The 22,307-nt window shown below is 42.2% G+C and carries 12 protein-coding genes; 8 read left to right on the plus strand and 4 right to left on the minus strand.

Going from position 1 to position 22,307, the window contains the following annotated elements:
* Positions 1 to 66 precede the first annotated feature (66 nt).
* The 6 genes from CD05_RS0108860 to CD05_RS0108885 all read left to right on the plus strand — a co-directional run bounded on the left by CD05_RS0108860 (position 67) and on the right by CD05_RS0108885 (position 6,832).
* Entirely contained in the window at positions 67 to 1,398 is a 1,332-nt protein-coding gene (locus CD05_RS0108860; protein WP_028509209.1) for an IS4 family transposase, read from the plus strand.
* Positions 1,399 to 1,691: 293 nt separating this feature from the next.
* Positions 1,692 to 3,023: an IS4 family transposase gene (locus CD05_RS0108865; RefSeq protein WP_028509209.1), complete on the plus strand. Its 1,332-nt coding sequence runs from the start codon at positions 1,692 to 1,694 to the stop codon at positions 3,021 to 3,023.
* 593 nt (positions 3,024 to 3,616) lie between these two features.
* Complete coding sequence (locus tag CD05_RS0108870) at positions 3,617 to 3,910, plus strand: helix-turn-helix domain-containing protein (RefSeq protein ID WP_028510214.1); 294 nt, start codon at positions 3,617 to 3,619, stop codon at positions 3,908 to 3,910.
* 227 nt (positions 3,911 to 4,137) lie between these two features.
* Entirely contained in the window at positions 4,138 to 4,485 is a 348-nt protein-coding gene (locus CD05_RS18025) for a plasmid mobilization relaxosome protein MobC (RefSeq protein WP_242841245.1), read from the plus strand.
* The gene (locus CD05_RS0108880) at positions 4,434 to 5,513 is read left to right on the plus strand and encodes a relaxase/mobilization nuclease domain-containing protein (protein WP_242841246.1); all 1,080 of its coding nucleotides are present in this window, start codon (positions 4,434 to 4,436) and stop codon (positions 5,511 to 5,513) included. The genes CD05_RS18025 and CD05_RS0108880 overlap by 52 nt, the downstream gene beginning before the upstream one ends.
* A gap of 110 nt (positions 5,514 to 5,623) precedes the next feature.
* A complete protein-coding gene (locus tag CD05_RS0108885; RefSeq protein ID WP_028510216.1) occupies positions 5,624 to 6,832 on the plus strand; it encodes a tyrosine-type recombinase/integrase in 1,209 nt (402 codons plus the stop codon).
* Positions 6,833 to 7,096: 264 nt separating this feature from the next.
* Here CD05_RS0108885 and CD05_RS0108890 read toward each other — a convergent pair whose 3' ends face one another.
* Positions 7,097 to 7,762: a hypothetical protein gene (locus CD05_RS0108890; protein ID WP_028510217.1), complete on the minus strand. Its 666-nt coding sequence runs from the start codon at positions 7,760 to 7,762 to the stop codon at positions 7,097 to 7,099.
* A 998-nt stretch (positions 7,763 to 8,760) separates the two neighbouring features.
* On the opposite strand from CD05_RS0108890, the gene CD05_RS20605 reads away from it, so the two are divergent.
* Entirely contained in the window at positions 8,761 to 8,874 is a 114-nt protein-coding gene (locus tag CD05_RS20605; RefSeq protein ID WP_156947399.1) for a DUF1653 domain-containing protein, read from the plus strand.
* An 88-nt stretch (positions 8,875 to 8,962) separates the two neighbouring features.
* Here CD05_RS20605 and CD05_RS0108905 read toward each other — a convergent pair whose 3' ends face one another.
* Complete coding sequence (locus CD05_RS0108905) at positions 8,963 to 11,140, minus strand: hypothetical protein (protein ID WP_028510218.1); 2,178 nt, start codon at positions 11,138 to 11,140, stop codon at positions 8,963 to 8,965.
* A 173-nt stretch (positions 11,141 to 11,313) separates the two neighbouring features.
* On the opposite strand from CD05_RS0108905, the gene CD05_RS0108910 reads away from it, so the two are divergent.
* A complete protein-coding gene (locus tag CD05_RS0108910; protein ID WP_028510219.1) occupies positions 11,314 to 14,109 on the plus strand; it encodes a hypothetical protein in 2,796 nt (931 codons plus the stop codon).
* Between the two features lie 160 nt (positions 14,110 to 14,269).
* Here the strand turns inward: CD05_RS0108910 and CD05_RS0108915 are convergent, their stop codons facing one another.
* Both CD05_RS0108915 and CD05_RS0108920 read right to left on the minus strand, forming a co-directional pair.
* Positions 14,270 to 16,780 carry a hypothetical protein gene (locus CD05_RS0108915; protein ID WP_028510220.1) on the minus strand — a complete coding sequence of 837 codons (2,511 nt, stop codon included), beginning with the start codon at positions 16,778 to 16,780 and terminating at the stop codon, positions 14,270 to 14,272.
* A gap of 479 nt (positions 16,781 to 17,259) precedes the next feature.
* On the minus strand, positions 17,260 to 22,212 hold the full coding sequence (locus CD05_RS0108920) for a hypothetical protein (RefSeq protein ID WP_028510221.1): 4,953 nt from the start codon (positions 22,210 to 22,212) through the stop codon (positions 17,260 to 17,262).
* Positions 22,213 to 22,307 lie beyond the last annotated feature (95 nt).

Raw genomic sequence — 22,307 nt, forward strand, 5'->3', positions numbered from 1 at the left:
ATTGCCTGCGGCAATTAAACCCTTTTAAATAGGTATAGTTTTTACCGTTTCAAGGAGGTTTTCATTATGAAATATGCAGGAAGATTGAGAAAAACTTTATGGGATATTATTGACGTTATCTGTTCGCAGCGTGATGAATTTTTCGTTTCATCAAAAAGCAATTTTACCCGAAAAGGCAAATTCAAGCCCCGGGATATTTTCAAGGCTCTGCTTCTTATGGAAGACAGATCGCTCTCTCACGAGTTGCTGCCGTATTTTGATTTCAAAAAGAATACCCCTACGCCTTCTGCCTTTGTTCAGGCTCGGGCTAAGATAAAGCCATCTGCGTTTGAAGCTCTGTTTGACCGATTGGTTTCAGCGACTACGGATAACAAGAAAAAATATCTGTATAAGGGCTACCGTCTTTTTGCTGTTGACGGCTCTGATTCTCATGTGCCTACCAATCCCGATGACCGGGCATCATATTTTTCTAATCCAAACGGCAGGCACTACAATCTGTTTCACATCAACGCCATGTATGACCTTTTGCGGCATACATATACAGATGTTGTGATCAAGAAAAAGCGTAACTGCGATGAAAGAGAGGCATTTATCGAAATGGTCGAAAAGCACCGAAATGACGATATCCCTATCATTTTTATTGCTGACAGAGGATACGAGTCATACAATGATATGGCGCATATTATCGAATCGGGGCACAGGTTTCTGATAAGGGTACAGGATATTGACAGCAGAGGTATTGCTGCCGGACTTGGTCTGCCGGACAGATTTTTTGATGAGTGCATAACGCTGCAATTAACCAGAAGATATACTCAAGATATCAAAGAAATGATGAATAATGATCACAGGATAAAGCATATCACAACTGCATTTGATTATCTTCCAAGAAGCTTTGACCGCACTGCTCCTCCACAGTTTTATGAGCTGCCGATAAGAATAGTCCGCTTTAAGGTCAAGGAAAAATATGAGGTCATAATGACAAATCTGCCGAAGGAAAAGTTTCCGCCTATTGAGATCAAAAAGCTCTACGGTATGCGCTGGGGGATAGAAACATCATTCAGAGATCTGAAACACACGATAGGTCTGAATTATTATCACTCTAAGAAAACCGACAGTGTACTTCAGGAAATATATGCAAGAATGGTGATGTACAACTTTTGCCAGCTTATCACAGGTCAAGTTGATATCAAGCGTTCAAAAAATGGCAGGAAATACGCCTACAGGATAAACCTTTCTCAGGCGGTGCAGATATGCAGAAACTTTTTATCGGGGAAGGTTATTCAGTCTGACATTTCTGCACTCATATCAGCATTCATACTGCCGATCCGAAAAGGACGAGACAAACCACGAATAAAGGGTGCAAGGCGGGACGTGTATTTTAATTACAGGATAGCCTGACCGAGAAATTCATATTTTTTCAGGCGGCAAAATGACCGTCAGCTTTGCTGCGCCTTGATATCCTTATATTAGAGTTTTATTGTATTTTTATAAGTGGAGTGCTGGCGGGAATGGGGTGACTTAATGGGATTGTCTTATGAAACAATCCCATTAAGTCAACCGAAATATGTACAAAATGAAAACTTTACAGAAAACCACTTGACAAATTGATGAAAATCTGCGGTTTAATTGCCTGCGGCAATTAAACCCTTTTAAATAGGTATAGTTTTTACCGTTTCAAGGAGGTTTTCATTATGAAATATGCAGGAAGATTGAGAAAAACTTTATGGGATATTATTGACGTTATCTGTTCGCAGCGTGATGAATTTTTCGTTTCATCAAAAAGCAATTTTACCCGAAAAGGCAAATTCAAGCCCCGGGATATTTTCAAGGCTCTGCTTCTTATGGAAGACAGATCGCTCTCTCACGAGTTGCTGCCGTATTTTGATTTCAAAAAGAATACCCCTACGCCTTCTGCCTTTGTTCAGGCTCGGGCTAAGATAAAGCCATCTGCGTTTGAAGCTCTGTTTGACCGATTGGTTTCAGCGACTACGGATAACAAGAAAAAATATCTGTATAAGGGCTACCGTCTTTTTGCTGTTGACGGCTCTGATTCTCATGTGCCTACCAATCCCGATGACCGGGCATCATATTTTTCTAATCCAAACGGCAGGCACTACAATCTGTTTCACATCAACGCCATGTATGACCTTTTGCGGCATACATATACAGATGTTGTGATCAAGAAAAAGCGTAACTGCGATGAAAGAGAGGCATTTATCGAAATGGTCGAAAAGCACCGAAATGACGATATCCCTATCATTTTTATTGCTGACAGAGGATACGAGTCATACAATGATATGGCGCATATTATCGAATCGGGGCACAGGTTTCTGATAAGGGTACAGGATATTGACAGCAGAGGTATTGCTGCCGGACTTGGTCTGCCGGACAGATTTTTTGATGAGTGCATAACGCTGCAATTAACCAGAAGATATACTCAAGATATCAAAGAAATGATGAATAATGATCACAGGATAAAGCATATCACAACTGCATTTGATTATCTTCCAAGAAGCTTTGACCGCACTGCTCCTCCACAGTTTTATGAGCTGCCGATAAGAATAGTCCGCTTTAAGGTCAAGGAAAAATATGAGGTCATAATGACAAATCTGCCGAAGGAAAAGTTTCCGCCTATTGAGATCAAAAAGCTCTACGGTATGCGCTGGGGGATAGAAACATCATTCAGAGATCTGAAACACACGATAGGTCTGAATTATTATCACTCTAAGAAAACCGACAGTGTACTTCAGGAAATATATGCAAGAATGGTGATGTACAACTTTTGCCAGCTTATCACAGGTCAAGTTGATATCAAGCGTTCAAAAAATGGCAGGAAATACGCCTACAGGATAAACCTTTCTCAGGCGGTGCAGATATGCAGAAACTTTTTATCGGGGAAGGTTATTCAGTCTGACATTTCTGCACTCATATCAGCATTCATACTGCCGATCCGAAAAGGACGAGACAAACCACGAATAAAGGGTGCAAGGCGGGACGTGTATTTTAATTACAGGATAGCCTGACCGAGAAATTCATATTTTTTCAGGCGGCAAAATGACCGTCAGCTTTGCTGCGCCTTGATATCCTTATATTAGAGTTTTATTGTATTTTTATAAGTGGAGTGCTGGCGGGAATGGGGTGACTTAATGGGATTGTCTTATGAAAGAAGGTTTCACTGTGTCACAATAAAGACCATGTTCAGAAAGGTAGAGCGACTACGCCGCAGCATCTATATGCAAACCATACATTTTTCACAGGTCGGAATTGTTGAATACAGAGATAAACATTACAACTTTCCCGAAACCGCTTATAAAAACGGCTCAAAGTGTCGTTACTTATGAAGGCTATGCTGCATTCGCCACTTCTTGTACATATTCTGTAATAACTTCACACCCTTACATTTGCCATTTATGCAACCCTACGATTTTTACAAAAGCCCATTAACTTTTCCGTTTGTCATTCAGAATTAACTTATGAAAGGCACATATTTCTTCCTGCCTCGCCAGCAGAAGAAAAAAGTGCATTGTCACACACCCAAACCGTCCAGACCCGAAAGGAGGGAACAGCAGCGTGCATTAAAACCATACAAAATAAAAATCAGAGAGGAGAATGACATTTGAATTTAACTGAAAAGCAGCAGATCATTTCGCAGGTAGTCCTGCTATTGGAGCGGCTTATCGAATCGCAGTCGCCCAAGCCAGAACCAAAACCTCAATCGAGCGAATCTCAGCCTCTTGAAATGCTCACCGTCAAGGAGTGTGCTGCACTTGTAAATGGCTTATCCGAGCATACGGTTCGACAGCTTGTTGCACAAGACAAGGTCGCCTATGTTCGTGCAGGCAGCGGTGTGCGTGGCAAGATATTGGTGAGCAAAGCGTCACTGCTAAAGTATCTTGGAGTAGCAAATTGAACGCAAAAAATCGACCCTGCCAAGGACGGCAGGACAGAACGTGTAAATGCGTTTATTTGAATTTCCAATTTTCATAATTACGCAAGTACAGAAAGTCCCGGCAAAATACCGGCACTTTCCCGCAGAGATCAACGTGGTTGACCTCTGCGGTGTTTAGAGGCTTTGCAGCCCTAAACGCAGGCTCGGAAAAGTGAGCCATTAGAACGATAATCAAAAAGAAAGGATTGATGAAAATAGCAAGAAAAAACAAAACGCTCCGCCGCAAGGAGATAGTGTATTCAGCTGAGGAGTGGGCACAAATTGAGGAAAAGGCTAAGGCTTGTCACTTGAAGACCTCTACTTTTATTAGGGCGATGTCACTAAATGGTGAGGTGAAAAAAATAAATCTAAAAGAGCTTGCACCGCTACTAAACGGCATGAGGGTCATATCAAGAAATATCAATCAGGTGGCGAAGAAAGCCAACGAAACGTGCAGCATTTATGCCGAGGATATTGAAAAGCTCCGTCAGGAGGTGAGCGAACTTTGCCGTACTGTAAATCTGTGGCTGTCCACCGTAATGTCAAGCAAGCGCTGACTTACATACTGAACCCTGACAAAACCGACGAGCGAGTTTTGACGATCTCGCTGAATTGCATGACCGAGCCCGATTTCGCCTACACGCAGATGAAGGCGGTTTACGAGCAGTACGCAAGGCGCAGCTATGATGCCCCTCCGAGCAAAAGCGGCAAAAGTCCTGTCAAGGCGATACACTACATAATGAGTTTTTCGGATTCCGAGAACGTCACGCCCGAGCTTGCCCACAAGATAGGTATGGCATTTGTCCGCAAGATGTTTGGCGACGATGTGCAGGCGGTCATCGCCACGCACGTCAACACCGATCACGTTCACAATCATATCTTGATAAATTCGTACTCGCTCACAGGCAAGCGGTTTTATGACAACAAGGCTTCGGTCAGAAAAATGCGTGAGGTCACGAACGGGGTGTGCAGAGCGTTTGGCATTACTCCTGCCCTCAACTTTGAGAACGAGGGTAGGTCGCTAAACTACTCCGAATGGCAGCATAAAAAGAACGGCACGTCATGGAAAGAGCAAATCAGAAAAGCAATTGACAGCTTGATACCCAGCGTCAGCAGCTTTGATGATCTGCTTGCTGAACTTGAAAGGCTTGGCTTTACGATCAAGCGTGATAAGAACATTCTGATAAAAGCCCCAGGGCAGCAGCGGTCGGTCAGCTTGTGGAAGCTGGGGGAGGACTACACCGAGGAGTCAGTCAATACGAGAATAGGTATGATTCAGGTTTTTGCAGAGCCTATTAAAAATCAAGTTGATGTTTACAAACTCTCGGAGATGCTGGCTGTCATCAATAAGGATCATATTTCATCAATCGGTGATCTGGAAGGGAGGATTCTGAGGTTGAGAAAAGAGTATGAAAAGAATAAGGGTGAGAAATGTCTGAAGAAACTGAAGGAGTATTTGGATATTCGGGATACTTACAATGAAATATCTCGTGGTGATTATATCTCCAAACTCGTTGAAGAGGAAAGACAGCGTAAAGAAAACGAAACACAGAAAACCAAAAAGAAACCGAACAAAAGGCGTTAGAAAAAATGGCGTGTTCCGATTACACACTCTTGACAATCTCGATTTAAAGTGCTAAACTAAATATAACGGAACACGCCATAAAATCTACACATCAAAAGGAGAGATGTTTTATGGCAAACGTGACAAAACGAGGAAACTCTTACAGAATAAAGGTATCGTGCGGGTATGACGTACACGGAAAGCAGGTAATACAATCAAAATCATGGAAACCGGATGAGGGAATGAGCGCAAGGCAGATCGAAAAAGAATTACAAAGACAGATCGTGCTTTTTGAAGAGGAATGTCTGCAAGGGAATGTCATAGCAACTATAAAGTTTGAAGAATTTGCAAAGCAATGGTTTAAAGAATATGCTGATAAAAAACTCAAAGCGCAGACGATAAGGGGCTATCACTATTTAGAACCCCGCATATACAAAGCACTCGGGCATTTAAGGCTTGACAAGATAACGCCACGTCATGTTCAGAGATTTGTTAATGAGCTTTGTGAAATGAAGTGCGGCAATAATTCCGAAAAGAAATTATCCTCCAAAACTGTAAAACTGCACTTATCGCTTGTATCGACGATTTTTGACTATGCGATAAAAATGCAGATGATCAAGGACAATCCATGTAAAAATATTACACTTCCCTCACCCGACAGAAAAGAACGTAAAATATACACAGTCGAAGAAATAAAGCAGATACTTGAGCTTTTTGATTCAGAGCCTATAGGCAATTTTAAATATGTAGTGTTTTTTACTCTTGCGCTTTACACAGGTCTTAGGCGTGGTGAGCTTTTAGGACTTGAATGGAAGGATTTTGATTGGAACAAAGGAATAATGACTGTCAGCCGAAATTCACTTTGGACAAAGGAAAAGGGTATGTACACAGACACACCCAAAACCGAATCAAGCATCAGGAGCTTAAAGCTTCAGCCCGAATTGATCGATATATTAATGCGCTACAAAGATTGGCAGAACAGCTACATAATTGATTTAGGTGACAAATGGCAGGTCACAGACAGGCTTTTCACCACCTGGAACGGATCACCTATGCACGTTACCTCCCCTGCCGATTATCTCAAAGAGTTTTGCAGGAGAAATAATATACGTTACTGTTCACCGCATTCATGGCGGCACTTAAACGCCACGCTTATGATCGAAAGCGGTATCGATGTAAAAACTGTTCAGGCGTGTTTAGGGCATTCCGAGCCTACAACAACAATGACCTGTTATTTACATTCATTTCAGTCAGCACAGGCAGCAGCAATGGACGCCGTTGCAAATGCTATCAAGATCAAAACAAAAAATGATACAGCACAGAAAGATACAGCAAGCTGACTATAAAATACCTGGTCATTACAGTTTTAAAATAATAAAGACCAAACAATGACCGCCCGTCGATAACAGTAATAAAAAATCGGGCGGAAACAACGCATTTGCGTCATTTCCGCCCGATAAATATGGCTCCCCCTGTTGGACTTGAACCAACGACAACTCGGTTAACAGCCGAGTGCTCTAACTCGTCATATTCTTCATAACGCAAATTCCATTTTTTAAATAGACCTGCTTATCAGCTAGGTCTATATATTTTAATATGAATAGTTAGGCATTGATCGTGCTTTTATTATTCAGCACGTCCCAATTTTCGCAGAATTCCTGATAATCCATGTTAAGCTCTACATTCAGTTTGTAGCCCTTAAACACTTCGATTTTGCTGACCAAAGCCGAGATTATCATTTTCTTCTTTTCAATGGTGCTGTCATCAAATTCCCTTGCCCTGCCTACAAAGACCTCATACATAGGCTTAAGGCTTTCCATTGATTTCTTTTTACCGGTCATTTCGGTATTTAGAGTTTCTATCGCAGTTTCTGTTTCGCTGATCTTTGCCTCGGTGCTTTTAATTACCTTGCTCAGCACATCGGGTGAAAACTGGCTGTTTCCCATAAGGCTTTCAGCAACTTCGGATTCCAGCTTTTCAAGCTGCTGCCTGTGCTTTCCAAGCTCATGCTCCAGCTTAGTGATCTTTGCTCTGTAACTCGACATTTCCTTGTCGAAGTTCTTTTTTAACACAGCTTCATCGGGAGATTCTTTTATATTAGCAAAGACCTCATGTATCAACTCACATACAGAATCATCTATCCTGCTTACAAGATAGGCAGTCAAACCGCTGCACCGGCAGAGCCCTCTGCTCTTGTGATAACAGATGTATTTCGGCTGTATCTTCACATACTCTGTTCCGTCCTTGCGAGTTTGCCTGTCGGTATTCAATTGTCAAGCTGCCTATAATAATAGTATAGCACAGCTTGATGAGCTTGTCAACGATTTAAAGCGTAAAACCGATATTTTTATGTAAGACCTATGTAAGACAATGTGCCTTAAAAATACGCATTTAAGCATTTAAGGCTTTTGGTGATATTTGATTGACTATTTCAGGTCGGTGTGATATAATAAAAAAGTAAAATGCGGGCAAAGCGAATGCTCGGCGAATTGAACTCTGTGAGGTACATAATGAATCATTACAAATCATGGTTCGGTCTTAATAGACAATTATCCGGGTTTTTATGTGAGCCTTTAAAAAGTAGGATCACTTATTTCCTGACACGATATCATGATGTCCATAACGCTTATGGTCGAGCTGCAATTCTTTTAGATAAAAATGAATTGGTTGACTTCACATGGAGAGATATGTATGAACAAGACTATGGGATCTCAAAGTTATATGACAAAGACATTCCGGCGAGCAATATCGAAGAAATACTAAAGCCCGAATGGGATAAATCCGTACTTATAGTGAAATGGATTTTTTATCATCAGTTACGGCATTTTTTACAATGCCAATTTCTGACGCATTGAGCAGTGATGACTATATCGTCCGAATTCTTGCTATACTGGATAGAAGAGTCGGTAAAAATACTCTGCAAACAATAAGGGCAACACCGCACAACCAACGGCTTACGCCTTTGTATGCCATATGCTTGAAAATTTTCCGTCATATCGCCCAAATCCACCTTGTCTTACGCCAGTAAAACTGCGGCGGATATAGGCAATCTGACGAAAAATTTGTCAGCGCATCTGACATACAATGGTCGTGCGGTATTGCCTAAGATCTGAAAACAGCTATGTTATGCTGCCGAAATGGGTGAACCAGTTTTATGAATTACGATTCAGCGTCAGTAAGTGCTAAATCCCCGTTTATGATTCCCTGTCAAAAAAAGCATCAAGGAGTAGTTATAATATAAAACGATAACAATAGAGGTAAATAACAAATGACCTATGAAGAAGCAGTAAGATCTATCCCGAAAGGAAGATACCGCCACTACAAGGGCGGCGAATACGAAGTCCTTGAAATAGCAAGGCTTGTTTCACCAAGCAAAGAGTAAAGGAGTGCCCCTATGAAAGCAAGAATAACTGTTCCCGCGTATGCACCGATTCACCCAGCCACAGCATTGCCTATTATTTATTATCTTATTATTTTTTTATGCTTGCATTCAGGTCTGTAAGCTTTTTCTGCGGCTGTGGCTCGGTGTTTTTATCGGCATTGTTTGCAGCATTATTAAGCGAGCTGTGGATAGCGGCATAGTTTGCATAAAGCTCGGCACCGCCATTATTTACCGCCTGTTTTATTATCTGCTCGGACGTGTACTTCTCAAAAAGCTTTTTAAGCTCGGGCCCGTCAAGCATATCCATTTTCTCTTCATCAAAAAGCTGCTGATCTGCCTTTATGCCCTTAGTATTCTCTGCCCTTTTGAGGTTAATTGAAAGAATGACCTCGGCGATCGGCTCATAAATATCATTCTTATCGGGATAAGCCCCCTTACCGACCTTTGCCTTTAGACTTGCAAGCTTTCCCAATGCCATGCGCTGCTTGTCATCAAGGTCAAAGGGCTTGCTCTCATTTTCCTTCTTAATGTCACCACGCAGCTTATTCCTGCTCTCTCTTACGATCTTATTCTTGCTTTCAAGGTCTGCAACAGCGGCTGCAGGGGTATTATCACCCACTGCATTTTTCGCCTTGTCTGCAAGTGCTGAAAGCTCTGCAATCTTGTCACCGAGGATAGTTTTTGCAAGCTGTGAGTAGCGTATCCTGTCCTTGCCGTTATCGCTGTAGCCCGTAAACGGGTGCTTCCAACCCGTATGCTCACGCTCGTAAACAACAGCGGCATCATATGTCTGCTGCATCTTTTCAAGCAGCTTTTGAGGGGTGGTGTTTTCAGCCCTGAGCTTTGCAAGGTCAGCCATGCTGCTTGCAAAGGCCGTGTAGCTGTCAGAGGGCTTGCTGTGAGTGTTTCGGTCTAATGTCATAAACTCAGCCGCATTTGCTAATATATCAAGGCCTCTCTGTGCTGAGGCGGTATAAAGCCCTATCGAGTTTATATTCATATCACGCTTATGGCAGACTTCACCAAGCTTTTTGATAGCTTCTGTCGTTTCAAGGCGGTTTTTCTTTTCACGGCGCAGCGTTTCAAGCTCAGCCTCGGGGTTGCTGCCCTGCTTGTAGGGGGCTGTTGTTTTTATGCGCTGGGCTGTCTTTTTATGCTCATTCAAAAACTGCTCTACCTTTAAAACCGCTTTTTTTGCAGGGGAATCCACTTCATCTAAATGCCCTGCGGAAAGGTTGTTTGCAAGCTCCCCGAGTGCCTTAAGCGCTTTATTATAAGAATTAAGGTTTGTAACATTACTGTTTGTGCGAGCAGCGCCTTCCTCTAAAGCAGAGTCGCCTATAAGCACTCTGTGTTCCTTAGTGCCGTACTTTGTAATGTTTTCCACCTCATCTAAAAGCAGCTTTGCTGCTTTATCGTTTACATCCAGCCCATTTATTGCCAAAAGCTCCTCCTTAAGCTTTTTAGCATCATCTGCCAGCGCCGCGATATTCTTTTTATCTTCATAAAAACGCTTAACAACGGCACGCTTTTCCTTTATTGCTTTATCAAGCTCTTCATTGGTATATTGCTTTATCCTTACATGGTCTGCGTTTTTCCTATCAAAAAGCTCCTCACCCTCGGCCACGGGGGTAGAGTGTATATCAAAGCCGCCTGCCTTGCCAAACTCTGCCTTTGCCTTGTCATATAAAAAGCCAAAATATTCTTCGTCACTAAGCTCACCCTGCTTTATATCGTCAAAATTCGATTCAAGTGCAGATCTAAGTGTTGATATCCTTTTTTCACCGAGCCTTTTGCTGATGCTCTGATCTCCTCCACCGTCTATAGTACACTTATTCATAAGTAAAAAGATCAGCCGCATCGCATTGACCTCGATACCCGCAGCTGTCTGCGAATAGGCATAGCTCTCCGCAAGCTTTTTGGCCGATCTCGGGTCGTCCTTAACAAGCGAAAGCTCGTCAATCTCGCCGTCCTTGATGATCTTTTCTGCATTTCTTATCTCCTTTTCGGCAGCTATTATAGCATTGCCCTGCTTTTCGCAAAGCGCATCAAGAACGCCCTCAAATATCATGCTCTGGGTTTCTGACATAGCATTGCCATTCTCGGGCACCTCAAAGCTGTTTATATAGCTTTCAAGTATAGCCTTTTCCTCATCAGCCTTGGGGTCCTTCAAGGTCATTCTTACAAAAATATCCGTTGCGATATCAACTATCGCTTTGTAGTTTCCTTTTTGTTCAAGCTCTTTTAAGGTTTTAAGATCTATCATGGTAATTCCTCCTGTTTTATCCTTTTATAATTAATACCCGTATATTTGCTTTTTGGGTGCAATTTTCGCATTGAAAATTTATACATTTTAAAAAATCAACGCTTTTTGCACCCGAATCACATTTTGAAAGGTATTATATATAAAACCAAAAAACACTAAAAGGAGAGTTTATTATGCCAAAGCAAATCAATCAGAATATGTTAAAAAAGCTTAAAGACCTTAACAAAGCGGGGAATTATGATGCGCTGGTGCAGTATATCTGCGAGCAGACGCTGACACTCAGCACAAACCATGATGATATGTCTTTATATGATACAGTAAATGAGTTCTATGACGAGATACTCCAGCAGTTTGACGAAAAGTCAAAAGCAAATGTACTCGAGATAGGCAAGGCTTTTACGAGATATGACGTTCGTACCTTTATGGAGGCAGGCCAAGAGGCTGATAAGGTCGCAGAGCAGATAAAAAACGGTGAGATAGAGGAATTAAAGTATGTAGAAAATGACAAGGCACGTGAAAAGCTTTCCGCAGGTATCGTCATTACACAGTCTGATTTCACACCCAAGCTGCGTGCAAACAAATCTGCCTACCTTACATTCGGAATAGCTTTAGCAAATGATCCTAAATGGGAACAATTCGTACATAATGAGCTCGTTGATCAAAAAGACCAGGAAATGGAGAGCTACAAAAACAGCTTCCCCAATATCGCCCCAAAAGACAAAGAAAGATATATGAAACGGTTTATCGGGCAGGTCCAGCGTTTGGTTCCCATAGAAGGCTTTACGTTTAATGAAAATTACAAGCCCGGGCAGTCACGTTTCACCAAATACCCTGCAAACTATAAGCTTCTTATTGATGCAAACACCACCGAAGAACTTGATAAGCTTGAAAAAACGACGGCTAAGGAATGTGAGCATATCAAAATATATCAGCAGGGCTTTTTTGATACGGAAAACGGGGCAAAAGACCTAAGCAAGACATTAGAAGACAGCACCTCTGAGGAAGCCAAGAAAACTAAGGAATACAAAGAGCTTATGGAAGCTGTCAACCTGCTCAAGGCGATCTCTAAGGGTATAGAATGGTATGGAATTGCCTTTGACGGTACAGAAGCGCTCAGATCGCCTCAACCCTTTAGCAGCAACGCAGCAAAATACGCATTAAACCAGGTCAGGGAAAAGGCTGAGGCATTTAAAGGCATTGATGAAAATGCCGCAAATGCTGCACTTTCATTTGCTAAAAACAGATCTGAAGTTAATCTGCACAATTACAACAATCACTATAAAGCTTTACGTGATAAATACGATAATTTAGATTCAATCTTTTTTACTCCTGAAAGCTTGATGGAGCATATAACGGCGATACAGCATAAGAAATCCGATCTTAACGCATATCAAGTAAATCCCAATATGCATAAGCAATACAGGCAATACAGCAAAAAGGTAGATGCCATAAACGCATATGCAGAGGCGGTAGATAAAATTCGCGGTGATAAGCAGCTTGGCAGCGAGATCAAGGCAATGCTTGATGATATGGCTGACCGCAAAACCAGAAAAGCCAAAAGAACAGCGTCATATGATACTTTTATAAATTCCATAGATACTCTTAACAGGAGCAAAAAGGGAATTGAAACAACGCCGAGCGAATACCGCAAGAGCCTTGTTGATGCGATAAATGCCTGCGATGACTACAGGAAAAAGCATAAGGGCTTAATTAACGGCAATTTCGGAAAAGGGCCTGCAAGATATAACGCTTCTATCAGCATAGGCAACAAGCTCAGAGCGCACCTTGCAGAGTTTGACAAGGCCTACGATCTATACCCCGCCTCAAAGAACTTGACGGCAAAAAATTCAAGGGCAGAGCTGATAGGCATACAACACGGTATTGTCGAAGTAATGGATAAGAAAAGAAAATACTATGATTCCTCGATGTCAAAGGCGGCCGATGCTCACAAGAATTATACAGAGGAAATGGAAAGCATCATCAATGATGATAAAAAGCCCGAGAATATGAGCGATGCCGAGTTCTTTGCGCAGAAAAAGGAGAAATTTGCACAGCTGCTTGCAAAAACAACAGCTGTAGGTATAGCTGTAAAAGAAACACAGAAAACCTATGACCTTCTTGCCAAAAAGACAAACTCATACGATGCAGATGAGATGAAAAAATGCATAAATAAGTTTTCCGAAGAGAATATAAGCAAAAAAGCAGAAACGATAAAGAACCACAAGGGCTTTAAGGATATGATCGACAGCATAACCGATAAGGACCTTATGGAGACGGTATTGTATATCTCCACATCGGAAAAAGGCAGATATCTCAGTGAGGAGATAGAAAGGCGCGCAAGAGAGGTAGAGCAGCGCGAGCAGCAAAGGGCAGCAGAACAGCAAAGGGCAGCAGAACAGCAAAAGGCAGCAGAGGAGCAAAAAAGAAAACAGGCAAAGCAAGAAAACGACCTCTTAAAGCCTGCATATTATGACCCTGCCAATTTCAGACCGGGTGAGATAACACCTTATCAGAACGATATAAGAGATGTGCTTTCAGAGGGCGAGCCGACCTCTAATAATGACTTTAACGTAAAAAAGGACAAAATAATGCGCGCGACCGCAATGCTCATCTCAACAAAGTCATCGTGGAATCTTCCTGAGAAAAGGACTGTATCGCAGATCAGGGAAGAGCTTGGCAATGAGGGCTTTGCAAAATACAAAAAAGAATACAAAAAAATGTCAAAGGAATGTGAAAAAAACGCTAAGAAGCTATATAGCGACAGCGAGTATTTCAAGTATATGTTTGATATGGCAGCAAACTGGGAAGACCTAAAGGAGCTTTCAATGACTGCACTTTCATCAACAGGCAACGGCATTATTTTTAAACTCAGAGATGCAAAGAGCGCCTATTTAGAGGCTGAAAAGATAAAGCAGCAGGGCAGGACTCACCCCCAAAATAGCGAGCTTATCAACACCATGAATAAATAACGATCAGATCAAACCATCACCGCACAGATCCGCAAGGAAAGCTGTGCGGTGATGATCTTTTATTACAGTCATCTACTTAGTCAGCAAAGCCTCTTTTGCAAAAGAAAAAGCCTATATCGCTGCATCTTAGACCGCAGCCGATATAGGCTTTGCTGTTATTTTACTGTATCATAGTCTTTTCCTTGCCGATCTCTTTAACTGCCGTATTGTTTGTCTGCTGAGCATTTAACGGATCGTTTTGCTTTTTGAGCATTTCAAACCTGCTAAAGAAATTACCCCAGAGGTTCTGCCCCTTTCCATTTGTTGCCTGTTCAAAGAGTGTGCCGCCCTTGTCCTGTTTGACCATGTCATCAAGTATCTTTGAGGACTTTATCTCTTCAAGCTTTTTGTTAAAGTCTGCGTCATTTACATTATCGCCGCCCTTTTTCACAAGCTTGTAGTAGTAGGCTGTCGCTATTGCGGCATAGTCATTCTTAAGGCTCTGATTGTTTATCTTCGTGCCGTTATCAGTGTGCGCCTTGATACTTGTCTGCGCTGTCTTTATCTTTTCATCAAGGTAGCTGAGCTTTTCGTTTGAGTTGTAGGAAAATGAGTTTATGCTCTCATAAAGCCTTCTGCCACCACCCTCTGCTAAGCTGTTCATGCGCTCAAGCGTCTGCTTATCCTTGATGCTGTCGATATATTTCTTAAACTGCTCGTTGCCGAGCACCTGTGCCTTTGTTTCGTTCTTATAATCCTCAAAGCTTGTTGTGTCCTTTATATTCTGTATCTGCTCGGGGGTGTATTCTGCATGCTGTGCAAAATGCTCTGCAAGCGTATCATCAAACTTATTTTTAAGCCATGTGTTTGCTGCAAGCTCTGTGAATTCCTCTTTTGCCTTTCTGAAGGCTGTCAATTCCTTTATTTCCTGCTCCTTTGCCTTGCAGGACAATCTAAGTGCATCATTTTCAGCGTTGAGGCTTTCTAATTCCTTCTTTGGATCCTTATCTAAAAATGAGCAATTTGTCAAATGCTTTGCCTCAAACTCCTTTATTTTAAGACTAAGTATATCTCTTACAAGCCTTGCCTTATCAAAACGCTCAGCCCCTTTTGGAAGTACGGCCGAGAAGGGGTGCGCAAAGCCCTGATGCTTGCTTACATATGTCTCGGCAGCGCCGAGCGCAAAGTTCATCTGTGCTATATACTCTCTGGGCTTAGTGGTCTCGGGGTCCATTTTAGAAAGCTTATCAAGCGTGCTTACAAGGTTATTGTAGCTGCCCGAGCCGCCGCCACGCTCAGTATTATCCTTTGAAATATCATCCTGAAGGAATTTAAGTGCCTTATGAACTCTCCTAGCGCTTGAGATATAGTCCTCTACAGTATCTATCTTCTCGTTGCCCTTGCTGCATTCCTCTCTCATCTTTTTAAGCGATGCTGTCTGCTCGGGGCAGTATTTTTCCATTTCAAGCTGCTCTTTTCTGACGTCTATATCAGCAAGCACCGTATCCATACTGCTGCTTTGTATAACAGGGAATACAGAGGAGCGGAACCTTTTTTGAACAGATACCACATTTTTAGTTTTGAGGTCATGCAGCTGCTCCTTATTGCTGTTTGCAAAATCCTGTATCTTTTTTGCAAACTCGGGGTCTTCCTTTTCAAAGGCTTTACCGTTTTTAGCCAAATAATCGAGCAATGCACCAATGACCCAGTGGCGGATAGTTGATTCCTTTGTATCACCAAGTGAATTGGTACCGTGATCTAAAAGGCGCAGGCCATTACCCACATTACCCAGGTTTTCAAGTGATGCATAAAGCGTCTGATACTCCTTTGAATTAGGCTCCTTAGCCTTTGCCTTAAGCTCTTCAAAAAGCGGCTTTGTTTCACGGCTCATTTTTAATGCCGCATTTTCGTAATCAAGCAGCAGCTGCTTGTCTTTAAGCACCTCCTTGCGGTATTCCTCAAGCTCCTCTGCGGTTTTTATCCCCTTTAGCTTTTTAATATACTCTGCCTCATCGCAGATCGGGTTTTTTTGCCCTAATTTTTTTATATCAAATTCGATCCCCTTGCCGACCTTATACTTGTTTGTCGGGATATTTTCGGGAAGTGCTCTTTTATAAAACTCCTCTTCACCCTTTGGAACACTGGGGTGTTCTTTTAACAGCTTTGTCGATTCTTCAATGACATTATAATACTCATTTATGTCTATTTCAGCCATTCCCTCTGCTACTAATGCTGCTCTTGACATACCGTCAAAGCATTGCAGATCATATACCCTTCTGCCATCAAAGCCCAGTGCAAGGCCCGTCTTTGCGAGAAGCTTTTTATCGTGTTTTAAATACTCAGCGTCCTCGATCTCTTCGTTTAATACACGCTTTTCGAGTTCCTTGCTCTTGTTGATAAACCTGACGTGCTCATCAATAGCTCTTTTTGCTATCTCTGCACGTACCCGAACATAAAAATCCCTGGACTCATCGTTAAAAACCATAGGTGCAAGAAGATTCAGCATTTTATCATACGCAAAATAATGCTCATTGTTTTCCGCATTTTCAGGGTCAAGCTGACCTGCTACCATGTTAAGGTCAAGAATAGTCTCCATATAGTCCACGAAGCCCTTGTGATCATTTTTTTCCCTAAAATCTACCATTCTGTTGTTTACTTCTGTTTCTACATCTTTTTTTGTTCTTGGCGGCATAATTATTCCTCCCATAATGTGCCCGATATGGCATTATTTTTATTCTCCGTAAGTAATACCCCCAAAAATGTGAAATAGGTGCATATAAGCCTGTATTTTATAAAACAGCGCATGCATCAGGGTGATGATCGGGGATTTAAGGCAATATGGCGGAAAATATGCAAGTGGATGGCATACAAAAATATCCGCCGATGGCCGTGCGGTGTTGCCTTAACAAAAGCAAAGGCCGAACAGAATAATATCTGCGCGGCGTTCTTCATGATCACAGCTCTCTGCTCTCTGCAATAACTACATCATCAAAACGACGGATATCCCCCGCACTGCAAAATTCACAGTATCACGTCTTGCCGTAATAAAGCTTTCACTCAGCATCAATACAAAAACGGGATATACCTTCTTAGCTTTGGAAGGTATATCCCATTTTATCTTTGGTTTTTACATTTCTGTTATTCCTTTGTTCCCTGTTGCCGAAAATGCTTTTAGATGTGCTTTATGGTGTTGTCTTTTACCGTAGTATTATTGTTGGCAGTTACATTGGTGGTAGCTGAAACTGTTTTCTTAGCTCTTTGGTGTTTTAGCTTATTATCCACCATATTACGCAGATTACTTAGCTTTAAGTCATCAAAGCCGGCGCTATCTGCTAATCTCATTCTTTCTCTTGCTTCATCTTTGTTATTATCAATATACTCCCGTATAAAACCATCCTCAATACCCATATCATATAAACCGTCATCTGTTACAGGTGCCTTCTCCTCATAATTCTTTATCATATCTGTAACCAGCTTATATTTCTTAACATCTAATAAGATTTTTCTTGATTCACTATAAGGGGCATTAAGTGTGCTGTTTTTTACCATTTCACGAACAGTGTTTCTTAATTTGTCAATATTCTTCGGATCATTAAAGCTCTCAAGCAACGGGGTATTTGGAGAATACTTATAATCAAGATATCCCGCCTTATCATAAAGCAATGATTGCAGATCCATTGCTCTCAGATCATCTACGGTGTTTATCGAATTTAAGATCTCGTTAAGTATAGCGTTATACTCATTCATAAAATAAGGATTATCCGTTCTGTTTGCATCTTTCGACCTTTCCTCCTGATCGGTTATAAGCATCATCATATACATATCCGTAACACCGTCAATCTGTTCATCCTCTGTAATTGAGCGTTTAGAAACGTTATTAGCGAATCTATCGGCACTTTCCTTTATTTTCAATACCTTTATCATTGATTCTATACTTCTTGTATCCTCGGGTCTTAGTCCTTTACTTTCAGCAATAGCTTTAAGTTCGGGATCACGCTCAAGCATATTCCTCATTCTTGCGGCCATTTCGATATTTGATGGGGTGATTCCGCTGCGATTCTTTTTGAAGACCTTGTTTGTTTTCTTGATACCTGCTGTCAGCAGCTCAGCAAGCATCTGCTTGTCGCCCTGAGCATATTTCTCCATAGCCTCCTTTGCCATAAGCCTGCCCTCCTGGATCATACCGCCGTGTGAACAGCCTATCCGGTCGATATCGCCTTTATCAAGCCGCTCTATCATAAAGTGCATAAAATATTTGTTAACGTCCGGGTTCTTGCTCCTATGGTACTGGGGCGGTATCTTTTCGTAAGCTCTGTCTGTAAAGCAAGCAGCATATGCTATCGCTGCAAAGTCCTTTGTTGAAAGTGAAGGATCGTTGCCGCCATCTCCAATGGCCTTAAAGTTTCCGTGTATCGGCGTGATCTTTTTGATCTCCTCCTTGGTGAACGGCTCCATACGAGGGTCGGTAAAGGCCTTTTTTAGATTGGGTGTAGGCCCTAATACATATTCATAGACCTTGATCTTTTCGGCATATTCGCCCGTAAGCACGGTGGCGTTTGCATAGCTTCTTGCTTGTTTTTCATCAGCGTTGTAAGCTACAAGATCATTCTTATACTCAGCAAGCTTATTCTTTTCATAGTTGTAGGTCGAATATCTATCAAGACTCTCTTTCTTCGTTTCAGCGAACAAAGTACGCATTTCCGTGTCGCTTAGTTTCTTGCGTTTGTTATTAGCAAATGCAGCGTCAGCCTCTGATGCCGCTTTTTCCACGGGATCTCTCCTATTTTTTCCGTATTCGGCAACAAACTGCTCATTATACTTTTTATTTACAGCGCCGATTATCCTGTCACGGGCCTCTCTTAAGCTCTCCTTATCCGAATTATACTTATTTCTTCTTATGTAGAAATCATCATCAAGCTGGTCTAACCTGTCAGCACATTCCGCGAAGGTGTGTTTTAGGGGCTCTCTTTCAAGATATGGGTCCTTAGTCTTTAAAAGTGCTTTACTGTACTGCGAATAAAAATAAGCCTTTGCATCAGCTGACATAGTTTCGATAACGCTTTTTTCAGCAGCCTTGTTCATAGTGTCAAGGTTTTCGATCGACCTAATAATATTCTTTATTCTTACCTGCTCATGGTCCTGCTTGCCGGGGTCAGTCTTTCTTGAAGGGTCTTCAAGCATCTGCTTATTCTTATGTTCAAGGTACTTTTCCATTTTTCCCCTAAGCACATCGCTCTTAGCAAAGAACTTTTCCATATCCTCAAAGGTTATAGGCTGATCGTTGTCAATTTTAGCTGAAAGCGTTTCATTAACGTGCTTATTGAGTGCCTTAAGCGCTTTCTTTACTTCTCTGTAATAGCTCGATGACCTGAACCAGCGGTTGTCTGCGCCTTCAATATTAGCAGTTATCCCGTTAAGGGTATTGCGGATATTATCAAGGGTGTAGTTTGAAGGAACTATCTTTCCGCCAACGCTGCCGAGGAATGCAAGCTCAGGGTCTTTCATATTGTCGGTTATCTGCTTTTGCTTTGCTCTGTTAGCCGCAACAAGCGACAGCTCACCTACGGGAACGCCGTTTTTCTTTACAGTCATTCCGTTTGCAAGCGCCATAACTATCGCTGCCTTGCCTGCTTTCAGAGTGTCATTAGGCTCTGCCGATATATATGTCTTTCCGTTTTTAAAGGCTTGCTGCTTGTTCCAGACCTCTTTATTATAGGCCGTGGGAGGTGTATGCTCTCTCATAAGGCTGTGTATTGTGGAGAAATGAACATCCTCGCGTGGGGCATCTATCTCCCTGTCGGGAACAATGTTTATAGTAACATCTTGTATATTTCCCCTCTGCCCCTTGCCGAATATCTCATCATAAACTGCCGCATACGCATTAAGCTTTTCACGGGAGAGCCCTACTACCGACGTAAACAGCGTCGCATCTGTCACCTGCGGTATATCAAGCTTGTTTATATCATATGCCAGCTGGATATCGCTGTCAGCCACGGGGTCGTTTACATTAAAAATGCGTACCTCGGGGGATATCTCGGGGATTTCCCTTAATTTAAGGTTATCTACGGTGAATTCATCATTATTATAGCTAAGCGAGATGTTAGGGTCAGATGCTAAATGCAAAAGCTCTGCCGCAACGTAATTATAAAGTACTGACTCTTTGAGATTTTCAGCTTTACTGCCGAAGATCTCACTTTTGATAAGCCTTTGCTTAACATCTTCAACAACATTTATCGGCTCGCCGTCGGGTGATTTTTTATAGTAAAACTTATCATAGACAGTATATATCTCCCCTGTCGGAGAATTGTTGGCATCTGTTCCCATAACATTTACAAGCAGAGCCTTGAATTCTCCTGCCTGATTAATATCAAGCTTTTCGATCTGGAAATCCTTATCTTTTACAAGCGGGCTGTCATAAAGCTTACTGTTGGTGCCCTTTGCAAGCTTTTCAAAGCCTTTTTTGATACCGTCTGCTCTTGACTGCTCTAATATAGCTTGGATCCTTACCTTAGCGACCTCTTCTCTTTGCGCTGTGGCGGTAGAATTAGCCTGCTCAAACAGCTCCCTTGATACGTCCTCGGGCTTTTGCTGACCTTGTGCGATGATCATATTCTCAGCATCTATCTCAGCCTGAGATATTGCAGGCCTCTTGTTCCCGTAGAACTCCTCATCCTGCTGTCTTAAAGCATTTTCTTCTTCAAGGGTGCGGTTCTTTGCACTATTAATCAGATAGTGCTGATCAAGCTTTTTGGGCAGATATACCTTCTCTGTAAACAGAACGCCGTCTACAAGAGTATTTCTCATCCTCTGCTCGGTAGGAGTATCCTCAACACGGCCTGTTCTTGCCGCCTGAATACCGTTAATATTTGAAGGCGGATCATCCTCAGGCATAAGGTGAGCGCCGTCTCTTATATTCGCAGGCTGGCGGCTGACGTTTCCGTCGGGGAACATCTTTACATAGTCGCTCGGCACACCGAATATCGTCCTGCCGTCCTTAGAGAGCTTGATATCCTTTGCATAGGTGAGCTGCAGCGCACTCATAGTGCCGTCTTCATTCAGGAGAACATCACCGAAAAGCTCGCTTATCGGCGCTTCAAATGTGTAGTCGGGTTCATTCGGGTTGATATCGGAGTTTTCGATAGAGTTTTTGTATTTTACCTTGTCACCGTCAATTCCGATGATCGTAATATAGTGGTTGCCAAGCAGCACGCCGACGGGCGAATGCTCGTTCCTGATAGCGTGAGTGACCGTTTTCTTGATCTTCTCGGTGCAGTTTATAAGATATTGCTCGGGAGTAATGTTCTTTGATGCTATCGTTTCATCATAGCTTGATATCTCAACCTCGCACAGCATCGTATTGGGCAAAAAGCTAAGTATACTATCGCCCATTTCCAGAGCGCTGTTCTTCTGGTCATAGTTAAGCGCTTTGAATGCCTCATCATTTAGTTTTCCGGACGCCTCCTGCGAGAGATTGGGCTTATACGCACGGATCTGCTCCTGTGGTGCATAAACACCTCTTGACGATGCAAGAACCTGGAAAAAGCACGACCAGCAGCCGTTGCCGCTTGACTGAAAGCTATACTGAGAAACGCCCTCGAGCTCATAGGTCGGCTCATTATTTGCGTTTACGCCCTCCTTGACGTTAGCAAGCGGCAAAAACGGCTTACCCTGATCAAAGCTCTCCTTTGCCTGAGTCTGTATATTTGCAATATTACCTGCCACCGCAACACGGTAGTTTAAGAGATACTGCTGCTCATAAGTGAGGTTCTGATAGTTTTCATCGATAAACCGAACAATAAGATCGGCATTGCTTGTATTAAGCACCCACTTCGGGAGAGTTTTCTTATCTACCCCGTCGTTGATAGCACTCATTTCCCAGTCAGCCCTGTTTTGTTCAAGGTACATATTGTATTCCTTGATAAGGTCTGCATCACTCATATTGTTATAATTCTGCTGCATCTGTTCAACAGACGGCATAGGCTTTACAAACCCATATTCAGGGTGACGTGAATAATGATTGATGAGCATTTTCTTATACTGCTCAAATGAAACTCCTCCGATAGCGGCAGTTTTTACCGATACGTTCTGATCAACCTGTGCGGCATTGTTTTTATCCTTTGGCATTTTTTATCCTCCTGATCTTACAGTTTTTTATTCTATCATAAGTAACACCCTTTTTTTACAAAAATAGGTGCAAAGATTTTAACTATCCTGAAATT

Source organism: Ruminococcus sp. NK3A76, assembly GCF_000686125.1.
GTDB lineage: Bacteria > Bacillota > Clostridia > Oscillospirales > Ruminococcaceae > NK3A76.